Annotated in this window: 11 protein-coding genes; 10 read left to right on the top strand and 1 reads right to left on the bottom strand. The window is 68.8% G+C overall.

Features of this window, described 5'->3' with window-relative positions:
• Positions 1-84: 84 nt before the first annotated feature.
• From ISF28_RS11270 to ISF28_RS11235, 8 genes are all read left to right on the top strand, one after another.
• Positions 85-516, top strand: a complete 432-nt coding sequence (locus tag ISF28_RS11270; protein ID WP_229519016.1) for a hypothetical protein — start codon at positions 85-87, stop codon at positions 514-516.
• 72 nt (positions 517-588) lie between these two features.
• Positions 589-2,064, top strand: coding sequence for a sodium:solute symporter (locus ISF28_RS11265; protein ID WP_198117281.1), 1,476 nt, complete (start codon positions 589-591; stop codon positions 2,062-2,064).
• Positions 2,065-2,075: 11 nt separating this feature from the next.
• Entirely contained in the window at positions 2,076-3,947 is a 1,872-nt protein-coding gene (gene sppA, locus ISF28_RS11260) for a signal peptide peptidase SppA (protein WP_198117280.1), read from the top strand.
• 287 nt (positions 3,948-4,234) lie between these two features.
• On the top strand, positions 4,235-5,617 hold the full coding sequence (locus ISF28_RS11255) for an efflux RND transporter periplasmic adaptor subunit (protein WP_198117279.1): 1,383 nt from the start codon (positions 4,235-4,237) through the stop codon (positions 5,615-5,617).
• A 31-nt stretch (positions 5,618-5,648) separates the two neighbouring features.
• Positions 5,649-8,777: an efflux RND transporter permease subunit gene (locus ISF28_RS11250; protein ID WP_198117278.1), complete on the top strand. Its 3,129-nt coding sequence runs from the start codon at positions 5,649-5,651 to the stop codon at positions 8,775-8,777.
• Positions 8,774-12,004: an efflux RND transporter permease subunit gene (locus tag ISF28_RS11245; RefSeq protein WP_198117277.1), complete on the top strand. Its 3,231-nt coding sequence runs from the start codon at positions 8,774-8,776 to the stop codon at positions 12,002-12,004. The genes ISF28_RS11250 and ISF28_RS11245 overlap by 4 nt, the downstream gene beginning before the upstream one ends.
• Positions 12,005-12,012: 8 nt before the next feature.
• Positions 12,013-13,473 carry an efflux transporter outer membrane subunit gene (locus tag ISF28_RS11240; protein WP_229519015.1) on the top strand — a complete coding sequence of 487 codons (1,461 nt, stop codon included), beginning with the start codon at positions 12,013-12,015 and terminating at the stop codon, positions 13,471-13,473.
• A 3-nt stretch (positions 13,474-13,476) separates the two neighbouring features.
• Positions 13,477-13,875 carry a hypothetical protein gene (locus ISF28_RS11235; RefSeq protein ID WP_198117275.1) on the top strand — a complete coding sequence of 133 codons (399 nt, stop codon included), beginning with the start codon at positions 13,477-13,479 and terminating at the stop codon, positions 13,873-13,875.
• A gap of 182 nt (positions 13,876-14,057) precedes the next feature.
• On the opposite strand, the gene ISF28_RS11230 is transcribed toward ISF28_RS11235, so the two are convergent.
• A complete protein-coding gene (locus ISF28_RS11230) occupies positions 14,058-15,053 on the bottom strand; it encodes a bile acid:sodium symporter family protein (RefSeq protein ID WP_198117274.1) in 996 nt (331 codons plus the stop codon).
• A gap of 214 nt (positions 15,054-15,267) precedes the next feature.
• On the opposite strand from ISF28_RS11230, the gene ISF28_RS11225 reads away from it, so the two are divergent.
• Both ISF28_RS11225 and ISF28_RS11220 read left to right on the top strand, forming a co-directional pair.
• Positions 15,268-16,995: a rhamnogalacturonan lyase B N-terminal domain-containing protein gene (locus ISF28_RS11225; RefSeq protein WP_198117273.1), complete on the top strand. Its 1,728-nt coding sequence runs from the start codon at positions 15,268-15,270 to the stop codon at positions 16,993-16,995.
• A gap of 11 nt (positions 16,996-17,006) precedes the next feature.
• Positions 17,007-17,672, top strand: coding sequence for a hypothetical protein (locus tag ISF28_RS11220; RefSeq protein WP_198117272.1), 666 nt, complete (start codon positions 17,007-17,009; stop codon positions 17,670-17,672).
• Positions 17,673-17,800: the final 128 nt, after the last annotated feature.

Genomic DNA, 17,800 nt, shown 5'->3' with positions numbered 1-17,800 from the left:
GGACGGCGTGCGCCCGCCCCGCGCATGCTTGTGCAATAATGACAAGACCCCGTGCTTTCCCGCACCGTCATGCAAAGGCCCATCATGCGCACGCTTACCGGACTGTTCGCCTGCCTGTCTGTCGCCGCCGCCGCCCTGCCGGCCGAAGCCGCCGCGCCGTCGGCCTCGCATCCATTGCTGGGGATCTGGGTTCTCACGATCCCGCAGCTCGGCTGTTCCGAGACGTACCACTTCCGCGGCGACGGCACGACGCTCGTGAAGAGCGCGGAAGAGGTGTCGGAAAGCGAATTCACGGTGGCCGAGAAGCCCAGCGCCAAGGGCTTCTACAAGCTCCAGGACAAGATCGTCAAGGACAACGGCAAGCGCGATTGCTCGGGCGAGATCACCAAGCCGGGCACGCGCGCCACCAACTACCTTCGCTTCCACCCGTCCGGCGCGCGCTTCGTCATGTGCAGGGACGAGACGATGGACGCGTGCATCGGCCCGTTCGAGCGCATGCCGGGGGAGGGGATCTGACCCCGCCGATCGGGCCGCCGGGCCTGCTTGGGTGTATATTGCCGGGCGATCGGACAACTTTTTGGATCCTCGATGTCCCCGGCTCTACTTTTTTGCATCGTCATCGCTTATTTCGCGCTGCTGCTGGGCGTGGCCTGGGCCACGTCGCGGGGCGCCAACAACGATAGCTTCTTCATCGGCAACAAGAGCAGCAACTGGATGCTCGTCGCGTTCGGCATGGTCGGCACGACCCTGTCCGGCGCCACCTTCATCAGCGTGCCGGGCGCCGTCGGGGCCGACGGGTTCGGCTATGCGCAAATCCTCATCGGCTACGTGATCGGCTACATCGCCGTCGTCTATCTGCTGCTGCCGCTGTACTACCGCCTGCGCCTGACGTCGATCTACCACTACCTCGACGTGCGCCTCGGCCGCCGCGCCTACCAGAGCGGGGCCGGGTTCTTCATCCTGTCGCGCCTGTTCGGCGCCACCGCGCGGCTGTACCTCGTCGTCGCGGTCCTGCAGGACATCATCCTCGACGGCCTCGGCATCCCGTTCTGGCTCACGACCTTCATCATCCTCGGCATGATCCTGCTGTACACCTACCAGGGCGGCGTGAAGACCATCGTCTGGACCGACACCCTGCAGACGACGTGCATGCTCGCCGGCCTGTTCGCCTGCGTCGCCTTCCTGCTGGGCCAGCTGGACCTGACAATCCCGCAGGCGCTGCAGCAGATGCAGCAACAAGGACTGGCGCGCGTGTTCACCCATGACCCCGACAGCCCCGGCTTCTGGCTCAAGCAGGTCGTGGCCGGCATCTTCATCGTGCTGACGATGACGGGCATGGACCAGGAAATGATGCAGAAGACGATCTCCGTGAAGACGCTGGCCGACTCGCAGAAGAACCTCCTGAGCCTGACGGCCGTCCTCGTCGTCGTGCTGTGCGCCTTCCTGTTCCTCGGCGGCCTGCTGTACCTGTACGCGCCGGCGGCGGGCGTCACGGCGACGGGCGACAAGATCTTCCCCGCCGTCGTCATGGGCCATCTGCCGGCGTTCGTACAGATCGTCTTCCTGATCGCGCTGATCTCGGCGCTGTTTCCCAGCGCGGACGGCGCCATCACGGCGCTGACGTCGACGTTCTGCATCGACATCCTCGGCATCAAGCGCCGCGACGACCTGACGGAAGGCCAGCGCGTGCGCGTGCGCCGCCACGTGCACATGGCGTTCGCCCTGCTGTTCCTGGCGATGGTGCTCGTGTTCAAATGGGTGGACAATCCCAGCATGATCGTCGTCATCCTCAAGCTGGCAAGCTATACGTATGGCCCCTTGCTCGGCCTGTTCGCCTTCGGCATGATGACGACGCGCACGCTGAACGACCGGCTCGTGCCCTGGGTGACCGTCGGCGCGCCCCTCCTGTGCGCGCTGCTCGAATACCACCAGCATGCGCTGCTGGGCAGCTATCGCCTCGGCCTCGAACTCCTGATCGTGAACGGCGCCCTCGTGTTCGCCGGCCTGTTCGCGATCTCGCGCCGCGCCGATTCGATGCCCTTGACCGAACCGAATTTCAACTAGCCGGAGATCCGATGTCCTTCCAACCCCTGTCTTCCCTGCGCCGCGGTGTCGGCGCGCTGTGGCGCGGCCTCGACGCCACGCGCCGCTTCGTGCTGAACCTGCTCTTCCTGATCATCCTGATCGCCCTCGTGTGGAGCATGTTCGGCGGCGGCCTCAAGCCTATCGCGCCCAAGACGGCGCTCGTGCTGGACCTGAAGGGCGAACTGGTCGAGGAACGCGCGGGCAGCGTGCGCGATTCGCTCGTCGCCGGCCTGTCGGGCAACGGCCGCCGGCTCGTGCAATTGCCGGACGTGCTGAAGGCGCTGGACACCGCCGCGAAGGACCCGAACGTGGGCGACGTCCTGCTGCTGCTGGACGAGATGCAGGGCGGCGGCCTCGCGTCCGTGCGCGAGATCGGCGCCGCCGTCGAGCGCGTGAAGGCGGCCGGCAAGCGCGTCGTCGCCTGGGGCGGCAACTTCGACCAGAAGCGCTACCTGATCGCCGCGCATGCCAGCGAAATCTACCTGCATCCGATGGGCATGGTGCTGATCGAAGGCTTCGGACACCACCGCAATTACTACCGCGACGCGCTGGACAAGCTCGGCGTCACCGTCAACCTGATGAAGGTCGGCACGTATAAGAGCTTCGCCGAGCCGTTCATCGGCAACGGCCCGTCCCAGGCCGCGCAGGAAGCGGACACGTATCTGTACAACGGCCTGTGGACCAGCTACACGGCCGAAGTCGAGAAGGCGCGCAAGCTGCCGGCGGGGGCCATCGCCAAGGGCATCGACGAACTGCCGCAGAGCCTGGCCGCGGCGCACGGCAACGCGGCCAAGGTGGCGCTCGACGCCAAGCTGATCGACGGCATCAAGACCCGCGACGAAGTGCGCGCCATGTTCATCCAGCGCGGCGCCTACGACGACCATATCAAGAGCTTCCGCCAGGTGAGCCTGGCCGACTACGTGGCGCGCCATCCGGACAAGCCGTTCGGCGACTCGGTCGCCGTCGTCGTCGCGTCCGGCGACATCACGGAAGGCACGGGCGGCCCCGGCATGGTGGGCGGCATCTCGACGGCGAACCTGATCCGCAGCGTGCGTGAAGACAGCTCGGTCAAGGCCGTCGTCCTGCGCATCGATTCGCCGGGCGGCAGCGCCTACGGCTCCGAATTGATCCGGCGCGAGCTGGAACTGACGCGCGCCGCCGGCAAGCCGGTCGTCGTGTCGATGGGCGACGTGGCGGCGTCCGGCGGCTACTGGATCTCGCTGGCGGCCGACGAAGTCATCGCCGACCCGTCCACCGTCACGGGTTCGATCGGCGTGTTCGCCATCGTGCCGACCGCGGAGAAGGTGGGCGAGAAGCTCGGCATCCACACGGCGGGCGTGACGACGACGTGGCTCGCGGACGCCTACAACCCGCTGCGCCCGCTCGATCCGCGCGTGGGCCAGCTGATCCAGTCCAGCATCGACCACGTGTACGACGAGTTCACGACCAAGGCCGCCATCGCGCGCAAGACGACCCCGGCCAAGATCGATGAAGTGGGCCAGGGCCGCGTGTGGACGGGTGCGCAGGCCAAGGAGCGCGGCCTCGTCGACCGCCTGGGCAGCTATGGCGACGCGCTGCGCTCGGCCGCCAGGCGCGCGCACCTGGGCGACGATTTCCGCGTCACGTACGCCGAACAGCCGGAGTCGCTGGCCGAGCGCTTGCTGGAGCGCATGGGCATGTCGAACGCGCAGATCGTGAACGTGCAGGTGAAGCTGGGCCTGCTGCCGGCCGACCTGGGCGCGGCGGTGCTGGGTGGCGGCGCGCTGACGCCCGTCGGCAAGGACCTGGGCTGGTTGGCCGACGTCGCCGAGCGGAGGCAACCGTTCGCGGCCGTCACGCATTGCCTGTGCACGGTGCCCTGAACCTTTCCGGCAGGTTAAGGTTTGTAACGGCATGTAGTCGGCGACAGGTGCGCTGAAACGGGCGTGGGATGCCTCCCGCGCCCGTTTTTGTTTCGATCTTCGGGGATGTGGAAGGCTTCCGCGTAAATCCGTGTAAAGAAGCAAGTTGTCTTGCTCGCCCGGATGCCCGCGCAGGGGACGGGCGCCGGGCGGACCGTACGTTCTGAAACATAAAGGGACCATGGAGCGTGCTACATTGCCACGGAACTTTTATTGTGCTTTTGAACACTCGGCCGCCAAGGACTAGCATGGATTCGACCGTCACACCCGACAAGAACAAGACCCCAACGCAACCCAAGCGCTCGCGCCGCACCCGCGTCGTCGGCACCGTCGTCGCCGTCCTCGCGATGGCCGGCCTGGTGGCGTTGGCCTGGCACCTCACGCACCAGCAGGCCCAGGGCGGGCCCGGCGGCGCGGGCAGGCCGGGGGCGGGCGGACCCGGGGGCCGGGGCGGGCCGGGCGGCGGACGCGGCTTCCCCGCCACGACGGTGGGCGTCGGCAAGGCCGAGCGGGCCGACATCCCGATCGTGCTGGACGCCCTTGGGACCGTGACGCCGGCCGCCGTGGCGACGGTCCGTCCGCAGATCGGCGGCGTGCTGCAGAAGATCCTGTTCACGGAAGGCCAGCTCGTCAAACAGGGCCAGGTGCTGGCGACGATCGACCCGCGTCCGGCGCAGATGGCGCTGCTGCAGGCCACCGGCCAGCGCCAGCGCGACGAAGCGCAGCTGGAAACGGCGAAGGTCACCTTGGGCCGCTACCAGACGCTGCTCCAGCAGGATTCGATCGCGCGCCAGGACGTCGACACCCAGGCGGCCCTCGTCAAGCAGTTGTCCGGCGCCGTCACGACCGACAAGGCGGCCGAAGGCATCGCCCGCATCAACCTCGGCTACACGCAGGTGCGCGCGCCGATCGCCGGCCGCGTGGGCCTGCGCACGGTGGACATCGGCAACCTGGTGGGCAGCAGCGACACGAACGGCATCGCCGTGATCACGCAGCAGTCGCCGATCGACGTCGAATTCGCCGTTCCGCAGGACCGCCTGCCGGCGATCCAGCAGCGCATCAACGAAAACGCGACCCTGCCGGCGACGGCGCTGGACCGCACCCGCACGCGCGTGCTGGCGCAGGGCCGCTTCATGGCGCTGGACAACCAGGTCGACACCCAAACCGGCACGGTCAAGGCCAAGGCCCGTTTCGGCAACGAGGGCACGACGCTGTTCCCCAACCAGTTCGTGAACGTGCGCCTGCAGGTCGACGTCGTCAAGAACGCGGTGACGGTGCCGGTGACGGCGCTGCGCCACGGCGCGGGTGGCGACTACGTCTACGTGCTCGATCCGCAGACGCGCACGGTGGCGCTGACGAACGTGAAGCGCGGCGAGGAAACCGCCGAGCGCGTGGAGATCGCGAGCGGCCTCGCGGGCGGCGAAACCGTCATCACGGAAGGCGCCGACCGCCTGAAGGATGGCGCCAGGGTCGTCCTGCCGGGCGACCATCCGCGCGGCCCGGGTGCCGGTGCGGCGGGCGCCGCGGGCGGCCACGGCAACTGGAAGGGCCGCCAGGGCGGGCAGGGCGCCGCCGCGCAGGACGCCGGCCAGCACCGGCGCCGCCGGCAGCAGGAAGGGGCCGCGCAATGACGGCGCCCGCCAGCGCATCCGGAGGCGCTCCGTGAGCCCATCCGCACCCTTCATCCGCCGTCCCGTCGCCACGTCGCTGCTGATGCTGGCGATCGTGCTGGCGGGCCTCGTCGGCTATAAATTCCTGCCGCTGTCGGCGCTGCCGCAAGTCGACTTCCCGACGATCCAGGTGCAGACGCTGTACCCGGGCGCGAGCCCGGAAGTGATGGCGCGCACCGTGACGGCCCCGCTGGAACGCCAGTTCGGCCAGATGGCGGGCCTGGCGCGCATGAGCTCCAACAGCGCGGCCGGGGTCTCCGTGATCACCCTGCAGTTCACCCTCGGCCAGACGCTCGACGTGGCCGAGCAGGAAGTGCAGGCCGCGATCAACGCGGGCGGCTCGCTGCTGCCGACCGACCTGCCGGCGCCGCCCGTCTACGCCAAGGTCAACCCGGCCGATGCGCCGGTGCTGACCCTGGCCATCACGTCCGACGCGATGCCGCTGACCGAGGTGCAGAACCTCGTCAACACGCGCCTCGCGCTGAAGATCAGCCAGGTGACGGGCGTCGGCCTCGTCACCCTGCAGGGCGGCCAGCGCCCGGCCGTGCGCATCCAGGCCAACACGGCGGCCCTCGCGGCCAACGGCCTCGGGCTCGACACCCTGCGCACGGCGATCGCGAACGCGAACGCCAACAGCGCCAAGGGCAGCTTCGACGGCCCCGCGCGCGCCTACTCGATCAACGCCAACGACCAATTGCTGACGGTGCCCGACTACACGAACCTGATCGTCGCCTACCGCAACGGCGCGCCCGTGCGCCTGGGCGACGTGGCGCGGGTCGTCGACAGCGCGGAAAACGTCAAGCTGGGCGCGTGGGCGAACATGAAGCCGGCGATCATCCTGAACGTGCAGCGCCAGCCGGGCGCCAACGTGATCGCGACCGTGGACGCCATCAAGCAGCGCCTGCCCGCGCTGCAGGCTGGCCTGCCGCAGAGCGTCCACATGACCGTGCTGTCGGACCGCACGAACGGCATCCGCGCCTCCGTCGAACACGTGCAGATCGAGCTGGTGCTGGCCGTGGTGCTCGTCGTGCTCGTGATCTTCGCCTTCCTGCACAGCGTGCGCGCCACCGTCATCGCCAGCCTCGCGGTGCCGATCTCCCTCGTCGGCACGTTCGGCGTGATGTACTTGCTGGGCTACAGCCTGAACAACCTGTCGCTGATGGCGCTGACCATCGCGACCGGCTTCGTCGTCGACGACGCCATCGTCATGATCGAGAACATCTCGCGCTACGTCGAGGAGGGCGAGCCGCCGATGGCGGCCGCGCTGAAGGGCGCCACGCAGATCGGCTTCACCATCATCTCGCTGACGGTGTCGCTGATCGCCGTGCTGATCCCGCTGCTGTTCATGGGCGACGTCGTGGGCCGGCTGTTCCGCGAATTCGCCGTGTCGCTCGCGATCACGATCCTGATCTCGGCCGTCGTGTCGCTCACGCTGGTGCCGATGATGTCGGGCCGCTGGCTCGTGCAGCACGACAAGGCCCACGACACGGCGTTCGCGCGCAGGTTCCAATCGTTTTTCGACTGGACCATCGGCCACTACGACCGCGGCCTGACGTGGGTGCTGGAGCGCCAGGGCCTGACCCTGCTCGTCGCGCTGGCGACCCTCGTGCTCACGGCGCTGATGTGGGTGTTCATCCCGAAAAGCCTGTTCCCCACGCAGGACACGGGCCAGCTGCAGGCCAGAATCGAAGCGCGCCAGGCCATCTCGTACGCGGCGATGGCCGACCTGCAGCAGGCCGCGGCGCGCGAGATCCTGCTTGACCCGGACGTCGAATCGCTCGCCTCGACCGTCGGTGTGGACGCCGCCAACAACACCATGCTCCACACGGGCACGATGCTGATCAACCTGAAGCCCCGGCACGACAACCAGCGCGCCATCATGGACCGCCTGCGCGCGCGCGTGGCGCGCGACGTCGCCGGCGTGACGCTGTACCTGCAGCCGACGCAGGATCTCACCATCGACGCCGAGACGGGACCGACGCAATACCGCCTGTCGATCGAGGGCGCGGACACGAAGACGGTGACGGCATGGGCGAAGAAGATGGTCGACGCCATGGCCCGCCGCAAGGAGCTCGCCAACGTCGTGACGGACGCCGGCGCCACCGGCGCGGCGGCCTACGTCAACATCGACCGCGACAGCGCCTCGCGCCTGTCCGTGACGGCGGCCAACGTCGATGACGCCCTGTACAGCGCGTTCGGCCAGCGCATCGTGTCGACCATCTTCACGGAGACCAACCAGTACCGCGTGATCCTGGAGGCGCAGCAGGACGAGAACATGTCGCTCGACGCCCTGGCCAACCTGCAGCTGCGCACGGGTTCCGGTTCTCCGACGCCGCTGTCCGCCATCGCCGCCATCTCGGAGCAGGCCGCGCCGCTGCAGATCACGCACGTGGCGCAATACCCGGCGACGACGATCGGCTTCGACACGGCAAACGGCATCAAGCTGGGCACCGCGGTCGCCGCGATCAAGGACGTGGCGAAGGAGATCGGCCTGCCGGCGTCCGTCAGCATGACCTTCCTCGGCGCGTCCGGCGCGTACCAGGCGTCGCTGTCGAACCAGCTGTGGCTGATCCTCGCGGCCGTCGTCTGCGTGTACATCGTGCTCGGCGTCCTGTACGAGAGCTACGTCCACCCGCTGACGATCCTGTCGACCCTGCCGTCGGCCGGCGTGGGCGCGCTGCTGGCGCTGGGCGTGACGGGGCAGGGCCTCGGCGTCATCGGCATCATCGGCATCATCCTCCTGATCGGCATCGTCAAGAAGAACGCGATCATGATGATCGACTTCGCCATCGAGGCCGAGCGCGACGAGGGCAAGGACCCGCGCACGGCGATCCACCAGGCCGCGATGCTGCGCTTCCGTCCCATCATCATGACGACCCTGGCCGCGCTGTTCGCCGCGCTCCCGCTGATGTTCGGCTGGGGCGAGGGCGCGGAGCTGCGCCGGCCGCTGGGCCTCGCCATCTTCGGCGGCCTGATCGTCAGCCAGCTGCTCACGCTGTTCACGACGCCCGTCATCTACCTTGCGTTCGACCGCCTCGCGCGGCGCCGCGGCGGCACCGCGCCCGCCGGGCAGGACGGCGCCGCCAAGCGCGGCGAAAAACCTGGCGGAGCCGGCGCATGAGTCTTTCGCAGCCGTTCATCAAGCGGCCCATCGCGACGATCCTGCTGACCATCGGCATCGCGCTGGCCGGCGTCGGCGCATTCTTCGTGCTGCCCGTGTCGCCGCTGCCGCAGGTCGACTTCCCGACGATCTTCGTGTCCGCCAACCTGCCGGGCGCCAGCCCGGACACGATGGCGACGTCGGTGGCGACGCCGCTCGAGCGGCGGCTGGGCGTCATCGCCGGCGTCAACGAGATGACGTCGAACAGCGGCAACGGCTCCACCCGCATCAACCTGCAGTTCGACCTGACGCGCCAGATCGATTCGGCCGCGCGCGAAGTGCAGGCCGCGATCAACGCGGCGCGCGCCGACCTGCCCGCGACCCTGCGCAGCAACCCGACCTACCGCAAGGCGAATCCGGCCGACGCGCCCGTCGTCATCCTGGCGCTGACGTCGAAGACGCGCAGCCCCGGCCAGATCTACGACGAGGTGTCGAACATCGTCCAGCAGAAGATCGCGCAGGTGAAGGGCGTGGGCGACGTGGAACTCGGCGGCGGCTCGCTGCCGGCCGTGCGCGTCGACCTGAACCCGTACCAGCTGAACCAGTACGGCCTGTCGACCGAGGACGTGCGCGCCGCCATCCAGGCCACCAACGCCAACCGGCCGAAGGGCGCGCTGGAAGGCCAGGGCATGCGCCTGCAGATCTATTCGCAGGCCAACACGCCGACGAACGGCCGCACGGCTGCGGACTACAAGGGCCTCGTCGTCGCCTGGCGCAACGGGTCCGCGATCCGCCTGCAGGACGTGGCCGACGTCACGGACGGCGTCGAGAACATCCACACGCTGGGCCTGTTCAACGGCCAGCCCGCCGTGATTGTGCTGGTGACCAGCCAGCCGGGCGCCAACGTCATCGAGACCGTGGACGGCGTGCGCGCGCTGTTGCCGCAACTGCAGGCGCAGCTGCCGCAGGACGTCGTCATGCGGGTGGCGTCGGACCGGACCATTTCGATCCGCGCCTCGCTGCACGAGATCGAGATGACGATGATGATCTCCATCGTGCTCGTCGTGCTGGTGGTGAGCCTGTTCCTGCGCAGCGCCCGCGCGACCGTCGTGCCGGCCGTCGCCACCGTCGTCTCGCTGCTGGGCACCTTCGGCGTGATGTATTTGCTGGGCTTCTCGCTCAACAACTTGTCGCTGATGGCGCTCACGGTCGCCACGGGCTTCGTCGTCGACGACGCCATCGTCGTCCTGGAAAACACGAGCCGCCACGTCGAGCAGGGCATGGACCGCATGAAGGCGGCGCTGCTGGGCGCGCAGGAAGTGGGCTTCACGGTGCTGTCGATCAGCCTCTCGCTCGTGGCCGTGTTCATCCCCCTGCTGTTCATGGGCGGCCAGGTGGGCCGGCTGTTCCGCGAGTTCGCCGTCACCTTGTCGGCCGCGGTGATGATCTCGCTCGTGATCTCGCTGACGACGACGCCCATGCTGTGCGCGCTGCTGCTGAAGCCCGGCCAGTCGCTGCATGACCACGTGCACCGCAGGCAGGGGCGCCTCGCGCGCTGGGCCGAGCGGGCGTTCGGCGCCGTGCTGAAGTCGTACGAGCACGCGCTCGACTGGGCGCTGGACATGAAGGCGCTCGTGATGCTGATCCTCGCATTCGTCGTCGGCCTGAACGTGTACCTGTTCGCGGCCGCGCCGAAAGGCTTCTTCCCGCAGCAGGACACGGGCCAGGTCAGCGGCGGCATGCGCGCCGACCAGAGCATCTCGTTCCAGGCCATGCAGGGCAAGCTGCGCCAGCTGGTGAACATCATCAAGAGCGACCCGGCCGTGGACACGGTCGTCGGCTTCACGGGCGGCTCGCGCGCGGGCGGCGGCTTCATGTTCGTCAACCTCAAGCCGGTGAGCGAGCGCGCCAAGGGCGAGAGCGGCCAGGCCGTGATCGCGCGCCTGCGTCCCCGGCTCGCGCAGGTGACGGGCGTGCAGCTGTTTTTGAACCCGGTACAGGACCTGCGCATGGGCGGGCGCCAGTCCAACTCGACGTTCCAGTACACGCTCAAGAGCGACAACCGCGCCGATCTCAAGGCCTGGGCGACCAAGCTGGCCGACGCCATGAAGACGCAGCCGGCGCTGACCGACGTCGACACCGACCAGGCCGACAACGGCGTCGAAACCTGGGTCGACGTCGACAAGCCGACGGCCGCGCGCCTGGGCATCAGCGCGAAGGACATCGACAACGCGCTGTACGACGCCTTCGGCCAGCGCCAGGTCGCCAACATCTACGACGAATTGAACCAGTACCACGTGATCATGGGCGTCGCGCAGCAGTATGCGCGCTCGCCGGCCGCGCTGGACGACGTCTACGTGCCGGCCAAGAACGCGACCGCCGCCGCGGCCGGCGCCCCCGCCAATCTCACGGCGGCGCGCGACCCGTCCGGCGGCTCCGCGCTGTCGGCGAACCGCACGACGATGGTGCCGCTGTCCGCCATCGCCCATTTCGCCGAACGCGCAACGCCCAGCTCCGTCAACCACCAGGACGGCGAGCTGGCGACGACGATCTCGTTCAACCTGGCGGAGGGGTATTCGCTGTCGCAGGCGCAGCAGGCCGTGATGCAGGCCGAGGCCGACATCGGCATGCCCGTCAACGTGCGCGGCAGCTTCCAGGGCCAGGCCAAGCAGGCGCAGGAATCGAACAAGCAGCAGCCGCTGTTGATCCTCGCGGCCATCGTCGTCATCTACATCGTGCTGGGCATCCTGTACGAAAGCCTCGTGCACCCGGTCACCGTGCTGTCGACCTTGCCGTCGGCCGGCGTGGGCGCCGTGCTGGCGCTGCTGCTGTTCCACATGGAGTTTTCCATCATCGCGCTGATCGGCGTGTTCCTCCTGATCGGCATCGTGAAGAAGAACGCGATCCTGATCATCGACTTCGCGCTGGAAGCGGAGCGCGCGCGCGGCCTGTCGGCCACCGAGGCCGTGCGCGAGGCCTGCCTGCTGCGCTTCCGCCCGATCCTGATGACGACGCTGGCCGCCGCGCTGGGCGCGCTGCCGCTGGCGATCGGCTTCGGCGAAGGCTCCGAGTTGCGCCAGCCGCTGGGCATCGCCATCATCGGCGGCCTGGTCGCCAGCCAGCTCCTGACCCTGCTCACCACGCCGGTGGTCTACGTCTATCTCGACAAGCTCCGCCGCCGCAACGCCGACGAGCACCACCTGGTCCGCCATCCGCTGGAGGACCAGCCTTCGATTTCCCAGCCATGAACCGAACCATGCGAACCACCGTCATTTTCCGCGCCGTGAACACCGCCTTGCTGGCCGCCGGCGTGTTGTCCGGCTGCGCCTTCACGCCCGCGTACGAGCGGCCGGCGACGCCGCAGCCCGCGGCCTTCAAGGAGCTGAGCGGCTGGGCGCCCGCCGCGCCGGCCGATGCGCTCGACCGCGGCCCATGGTGGCATCTGTTCGAGGACCCCGTGCTGGACGGATTGATGCGCCAGGTGGAGGTCGGCAACCAGAACGTGGCCGCCGCCGTCGCCGCGTACGACCAGGCGCGCGCCACCGTGGCCGGGCAGCGCGGGGCGCTGTTTCCGAGCTTGACCCTGAACGGCGGCGCGAACCGCAGCGGCAGCGGCGGCGGGTCGAACAGCAGCGGCAACAACGGCGGCAACGGCAACAACGACGGCGGGCGCACGTCGAACAGCTATCGCCTGAACATCGGCTCGAGCTGGGAGCCGGACGTGTGGGGCCGCCTGCGCGCCGGCGTGGCGGTGGCGCAGGCCAATGCGCAGGCCAGCGCGGCCGACCTGGCGTCGGCGCGCCTGTCCGCGCAGGGCGAACTGGCGGCCGACTACTTCTCGCTGCGCTCCGTCGATGCGCAGCGCGCGCTGCTGGCCACGTCGATCGACGGCTACCGGCGCGTGCTGAAGATCACGCAGAACCGCTTCGACGTCGGCATCGTGCCGCACTCGGACGTGTACCAGGCCCAGACCCAGCTCGCCAGCGCGCAGAGCGACGACCTCGCGCTGGCGCGCCAGCGCGCGCAGTTCGAGCACGCGATCGCGGTCCTGATCGGCAAGGCGCCGGCCGACTTCGCGCTGGCGCCCGCCGCGTGGAAGGTGACGGTGCCGGACGTGCCGGTCGGCGTGCCGTCCACGCTGCTGGAACGCCGTCCCGACATCGCGGCGGCCGAACGCGCCGTGGCCGCGGCCAATGCGCAGATCGGCATCGTGCGCTCCGCCTACTTCCCGCAGATCGGCCTGTCCGCGTCGTACGGCCCGTCCGCCGGCGCCATCGGCGACCTGTTCAAGGCCTCGAGCGTGGCGTGGGCGCTGGGCCTGTCGGCCACCGAGACCATCTTCAACGGCGGTGCCAACCGCGCCGCAGTGCGGGGCGCGAACGCGGCGCGCGAACAGGTGGTCGCGCGCTACCGCCAGGCCGTGCTGACGGCGTTCGCCGACGTCGAGGACCAGCTCGCCGCCACGCGCGTGCTGGCGCAGCAGCAGGACTTGCAGCGCCAGGCGTCGGCGGCGGCGGACAAGGTCGAAGAGCAGGTGCTGAACCGCTACAAGGCCGGCCAGGTGAGTTATTCGGAAGTGGTGCAGGCGCAGGTGACGGCGCTGAACGCGCGCCGCGCGCTCGTGCAGACGCAGGGCAACCGCCAGGGAACGGCCGTGGCGCTGATCCAGGCGCTGGGCGGCGGCTGGCATGCCGACCGGCTCGCCGCGCAGGAGTAGGCCATGCCGAGCTGGAACGCGCTGTATCTCGTCGGCGACGTCGCGCTGTCGGCATGGCTGCTGCGCCGCGACTTCCGCCGCCGCGGCCGCGCGGCCGTCGTCGCGACGGTGGAACTGCTGGGCGGTGTCTGCCTGGCGCTGCCGGCGCTCGCTTATCTCGACACGTCCTTCGCCGCGCTGCTGGACGATGCGGCGCTGTGGTCCCTGTTCGTGGCCGGCCTGGCGGCGCTGGCTTGCTTCGGCAGGCGCGACGTCCGCGCGTGCCTCGCGGACCCGCGCACGGCCTGGCTGCCGCCGCGCCGGCGCTGGCTCGTCACGGCACTGGGCCCCGGCATGATGCTCGCGGCCGCGATCCCCGAAGTGTGGTGGGGCGGCCTCGCCCTCGCCCACGTCCCCCAATAAATTCGGGGTCAGAGCATAAATTCGGGGTCAGAGCACTTTTTGGTACAAGTTTTCTTGAGAACGAATCAACGCTGGCCCGCTGGGCTGGCAGCGCCGTCCCGGTCATCGACGTATCGGTTTCGCGACAAATCGAAATTCGCTCTGACCCCGAATGTCGCGAAAAAGTGCTCTGACCCCGAATTTCAGGGGCGGGGTTCGCGGCCCCATTTTTGGGCCAGTACGGCGCAGACCATCAGTTGGATCTGGTGGAACAGCATGATGGGCAGGATGACCATGCCCAGTGCGCTCGGCGCGAACAGTACCTTCGCCATCGGCACGCCGCTCGCCAGGCTCTTCTTCGAGCCGCAGAACACGATGGTGATCTCGTCCTCGCGCTTGAAGCCCAGGCGCCGGCTCGTCCACGTGGCGAGTGCCAGCGCGATCGCCAGCATCACGCAGTTGATGACGACCAGCCCCGCGAGCGATCCCGGCGACAGCTTGTGCCACAGCCCCTCGTTGACGGATTCGGAAAACGCCGTGTAGACGACCAGCAGGATCGAGCCCTGGTCGACGATCTTGAGCATCGGCTTGTGGCGGTCGACCCAGTGGCCGATCCACGGACGCAGGAACTGGCCGGCCAGGAAGGGCAGCAGCAGCTGTTCGACGATGCTGATCACCGCGTCCAGCGACGAGCCGCCCGCCGCGCCGCGCACGATCAGCGTCGACACGAGCAGCGGCGTGACGAAGATGCCGATGAAGTTCGAGGCCGACGCGCTGCACACGGCCGCCGCCACGTTCCCGCGCGCCATCGACGTGAACGCGATCGACGATTGCACGGTCGAGGGCAGGGTGCACAGGAACAGGATGCCCACGTACAGCTCGGGCGTGACGGCGTTGCCCGCCAGCGGCTTGAGGGCGAGACCCAGCAGCGGGAACATGACGAAGGTCGACGCGAGCACCAGCACGTGCAGCCGCCAGTGCGTGAAGCCGGAGACGATCGCCTCGCGCGACAGCTTGGCGCCATGCAGGAAGAACAACAGGCCGATGGCGACCGTGGTGACCTTGCCGAGGACGACGGCCGTCTGGCCGCCGCACGGCAGCACGCTCGCGAGGGCGACGGTGCACAGCAGCAGGACGGTGAAGGTGTCGATCGACAGGCGGCGCAGGGCGGCGGAAACGGGTGCGAGGAAGCTGGGCATGATGAAGGTCGGAGAAGCTCCGGACGGCGCCGGACCCGTCATTTTATCCGCATCCGCGGCCCTTCGCTCAAGCGCGTGATTCTTTGCTTGCCGGGCCGCGTGCGCGGTTGACCCGCCGCGCGCCAGCCGTCAATACTTACGTGCAAATACGGCAACGACGATTCGACGACCGGGCCCGCCGTCCCCGCGCCACCCAACACATTGGAGACAGACGATGCACATTTTATTGCGCAGGACCGTTGTCGCCCTCACGGCGACGCTGTGTGTACTGGCCGCCGGCTGCGGCGGCGATGCGGGAGGCGGCGTGGCGGCCGGGCCGGCCCGCACGCTGGCGACCGTCACGACGGCGGCCTCGTTCGGCCTCACGCAGGACACGAATTTTTATACGATCGACACGGGCGCGGGCCTCGTCTTCAAGGTGCGGCGCCTGGACAACGGCGTCAGCACGCAGTCGGCCGGCGACATCGCGTCGCTGGTCTACAACGGCGTCGAGTACCAGGACCAGGGCCGCGGCACGCAGGTCAATTCCGGCTTCGACTATCTGTACAAGGGCATCTCCGCGGTGGACGTCAACGCGCAGACGGTCGGCACCGACGTCGTCCGGGTCACCGTCACGGCGGGCAATCTGACCCATTACTACATCGCCCGCCGCGGCGAGGCGAAGATCTACATGGGGACGTATTTCACGAGCGAGCCCGATACGCTGAACCTGGCGCGCTTCATCGTGCGCGTGCCGATCGCGCGCCTGCCGAACGGCCCGGCGCCGTCCGACCTGCGCGGCAATACGGGCGCCATCGAGGCCAGCGACGTCTTCGGCATGCCGAACGGCGAGACGCGGTCCAAGCACTACTCGAACATGCGCTTGAAGGACTGGCAATACATCGGCGCGACGGGCAGCAACGTCGGCCTGTGGATCGTCCGCGACAACAACGAGGGCAATTCCGGCGGCCCGTTCTACCGCAGCCTGCTGAACCAGGCGACGAGCACGGACCAGGAGATCACCTACATCATCAACTACGGCGAGGGCCAGACGGAGCCGCTGCGCACGAAGATCCTCAACATGTACACGATGGTGTTCACCGACGGCTCGGCGCCGGGGCCCGTGGACACGTCCTGGCTCGGCACCCTCGGCCTTACTGGCTGGGTGGGACCCGAGGCGCGCGGCGCCGTCAGCGGCGCCGCCATCACTGGCCGCGATCCGCGCTTCGCCTACACGGTGGGCTTTTCCAACGCGGCGGCGCAGTACTGGGCGGCGGCCGACGCCACCGACGGGCACTTCACGAGCGCCGGCATGATCCCCGGGACCTATACGATGCAGGTCTACAAGAACGAACTGGCGGTCGACACGCGCACGGTGACGGTGGCCGCCGGCGCCACGACGAACGCGGGCACGGTCGCGGTGACGGGCGATCCGGGCGCTGCGGCCGCGCTGTGGCACATCGGCGACTGGGACGGCTCGCCGGCGGAATTCATCAACGGCGACAAGGTGACGACGATGCATCCGTCCGACGTGCGCATGGCGTCGTGGACGCCGGGCGACTACGTGGTCGGCATGTCGACGCCGGCCACGGGCTTCCCTGCCTATCAATGGAAGGACGTGAACGGGACCTTGACCGTGCGCTTCAACCTGCGTCAGAGCCAGATCGTGCCGCTCACGCTGCGGGTCGGCATCACGGACGCGTACGCGGGCGGGCGTCCCAAGCCGCAGGTCAACGGCTGGGTGCCGGCGAATCCGCCGGCGTCCACGCAGCCCAAGACGCGCTCGCTGACGGTCGGCACCTACCGCGGCAACAACACGATGTACACGTTCGACATCCCGGCCAGCGAACTGGTCGTGGGCCAGAACGTGCTGACCCTGACGGCCATCAGCGGCTCGAGCGGCGTGCGCTTCCTGAGCCCCGGCTACAGCTACGACGCGCTCGACCTGATTCCCACCCCATGATGGAGACGACCATGCATTTCAAGAACCGCCTGCTGTGCGCGACCGCATTGGCGCTGGCCGCGCTGGCCGCGCAGGGCGCCGGCGCCGCCGTGCTGCAGACCCTGGGCGCCGGTACGGCCGTCGGCGTCACGACCAACGCGGCGCACTTCGACCTGAACACGACGCTCGCCAACGACTGGGTCGAGGACGGCCTGCTGTTCCACTTCAGCGGATACGGCGCCAACAACGGTTGCGGCTATGCCGGCGTGGATTGCTACGACGCGGTGTCCGACCTGAGCCCCGCGTTCTCCGGCAACTACATGGCGACGTCGGGCATGAACGCGTACATCAGCGTGCGCCGCGCCGACGGCGCCAGTTTCGTCGGCATCGAGTTTGCGGCCGGCAGCGGCTACCAGGCCCTGAACGGCTACTGGGCCACGTACGGCGGCGGCCTGCTGACGGGCAGCGGCAATGTCAGCGCGCCGCGCGGCGCGGTGCTGGGCCTTGCGGACGCCGCGGGCTTCGACGAGGTGCGCTACTTCGCCTTCTCGACCCCGAACCGGCAGGCGGGCTACAGCGCGCCGGCGCTGGACGAGGTGCGCGTCGGCCTGCCGGAGCCGGCGTCGCCGGCGCTGTGCGCGGCCGCGCTGGCGGGGATGGCGGCAGTGTTCCGGCGGCGCAAACGTAAATACGCCTGATCGGCGGATTTGCGGGATGTGGCACCCGCACGACGCGAATATCCGGGCTGTACATACTCCCGGTCGACGGTAAGTGACAATTTTGTTTCCGTAACAAGACATGCAGACGATATACTCGTGGTCGTGTT

It is taken from the genome of Massilia rhizosphaerae, from assembly GCF_016093545.1.
In the GTDB taxonomy this organism is placed as follows: Bacteria; Pseudomonadota; Gammaproteobacteria; order Burkholderiales; family Burkholderiaceae_D; genus Telluria; species Telluria rhizosphaerae.
The sequence above is the reverse complement of the archived record's forward strand: the minus strand, read 5'-3'. Positions and strand labels throughout refer to the sequence as shown.

What these genes read in the sequence shown, in the direction of transcription:
- ISF28_RS11270 (WP_229519016.1), top strand. Translation starts at nt 85, where the DNA reads ATGCGCACGCTTACCGGACTGTTCGCCTGCCTGTCTGTCGCCGCCGCC.
- ISF28_RS11265 (WP_198117281.1), top strand. Translation starts at nt 589, where the DNA reads ATGTCCCCGGCTCTACTTTTTTGCATCGTCATCGCTTATTTCGCGCTG.
- sppA (WP_198117280.1), top strand. Translation starts at nt 2,076, where the DNA reads ATGTCCTTCCAACCCCTGTCTTCCCTGCGCCGCGGTGTCGGCGCGCTG.
- ISF28_RS11255 (WP_198117279.1), top strand. Translation starts at nt 4,235, where the DNA reads ATGGATTCGACCGTCACACCCGACAAGAACAAGACCCCAACGCAACCC.
- ISF28_RS11245 (WP_198117277.1), top strand. Translation starts at nt 8,774, where the DNA reads ATGAGTCTTTCGCAGCCGTTCATCAAGCGGCCCATCGCGACGATCCTG.
- ISF28_RS11240 (WP_229519015.1), top strand. Translation starts at nt 12,013, where the DNA reads ATGCGAACCACCGTCATTTTCCGCGCCGTGAACACCGCCTTGCTGGCC.
- ISF28_RS11235 (WP_198117275.1), top strand. Translation starts at nt 13,477, where the DNA reads ATGCCGAGCTGGAACGCGCTGTATCTCGTCGGCGACGTCGCGCTGTCG.
- ISF28_RS11230 (WP_198117274.1), bottom strand. Translation starts at nt 15,053, where the DNA reads ATGCCCAGCTTCCTCGCACCCGTTTCCGCCGCCCTGCGCCGCCTGTCG.
- ISF28_RS11225 (WP_198117273.1), top strand. Translation starts at nt 15,268, where the DNA reads ATGCACATTTTATTGCGCAGGACCGTTGTCGCCCTCACGGCGACGCTG.
- ISF28_RS11220 (WP_198117272.1), top strand. Translation starts at nt 17,007, where the DNA reads ATGCATTTCAAGAACCGCCTGCTGTGCGCGACCGCATTGGCGCTGGCC.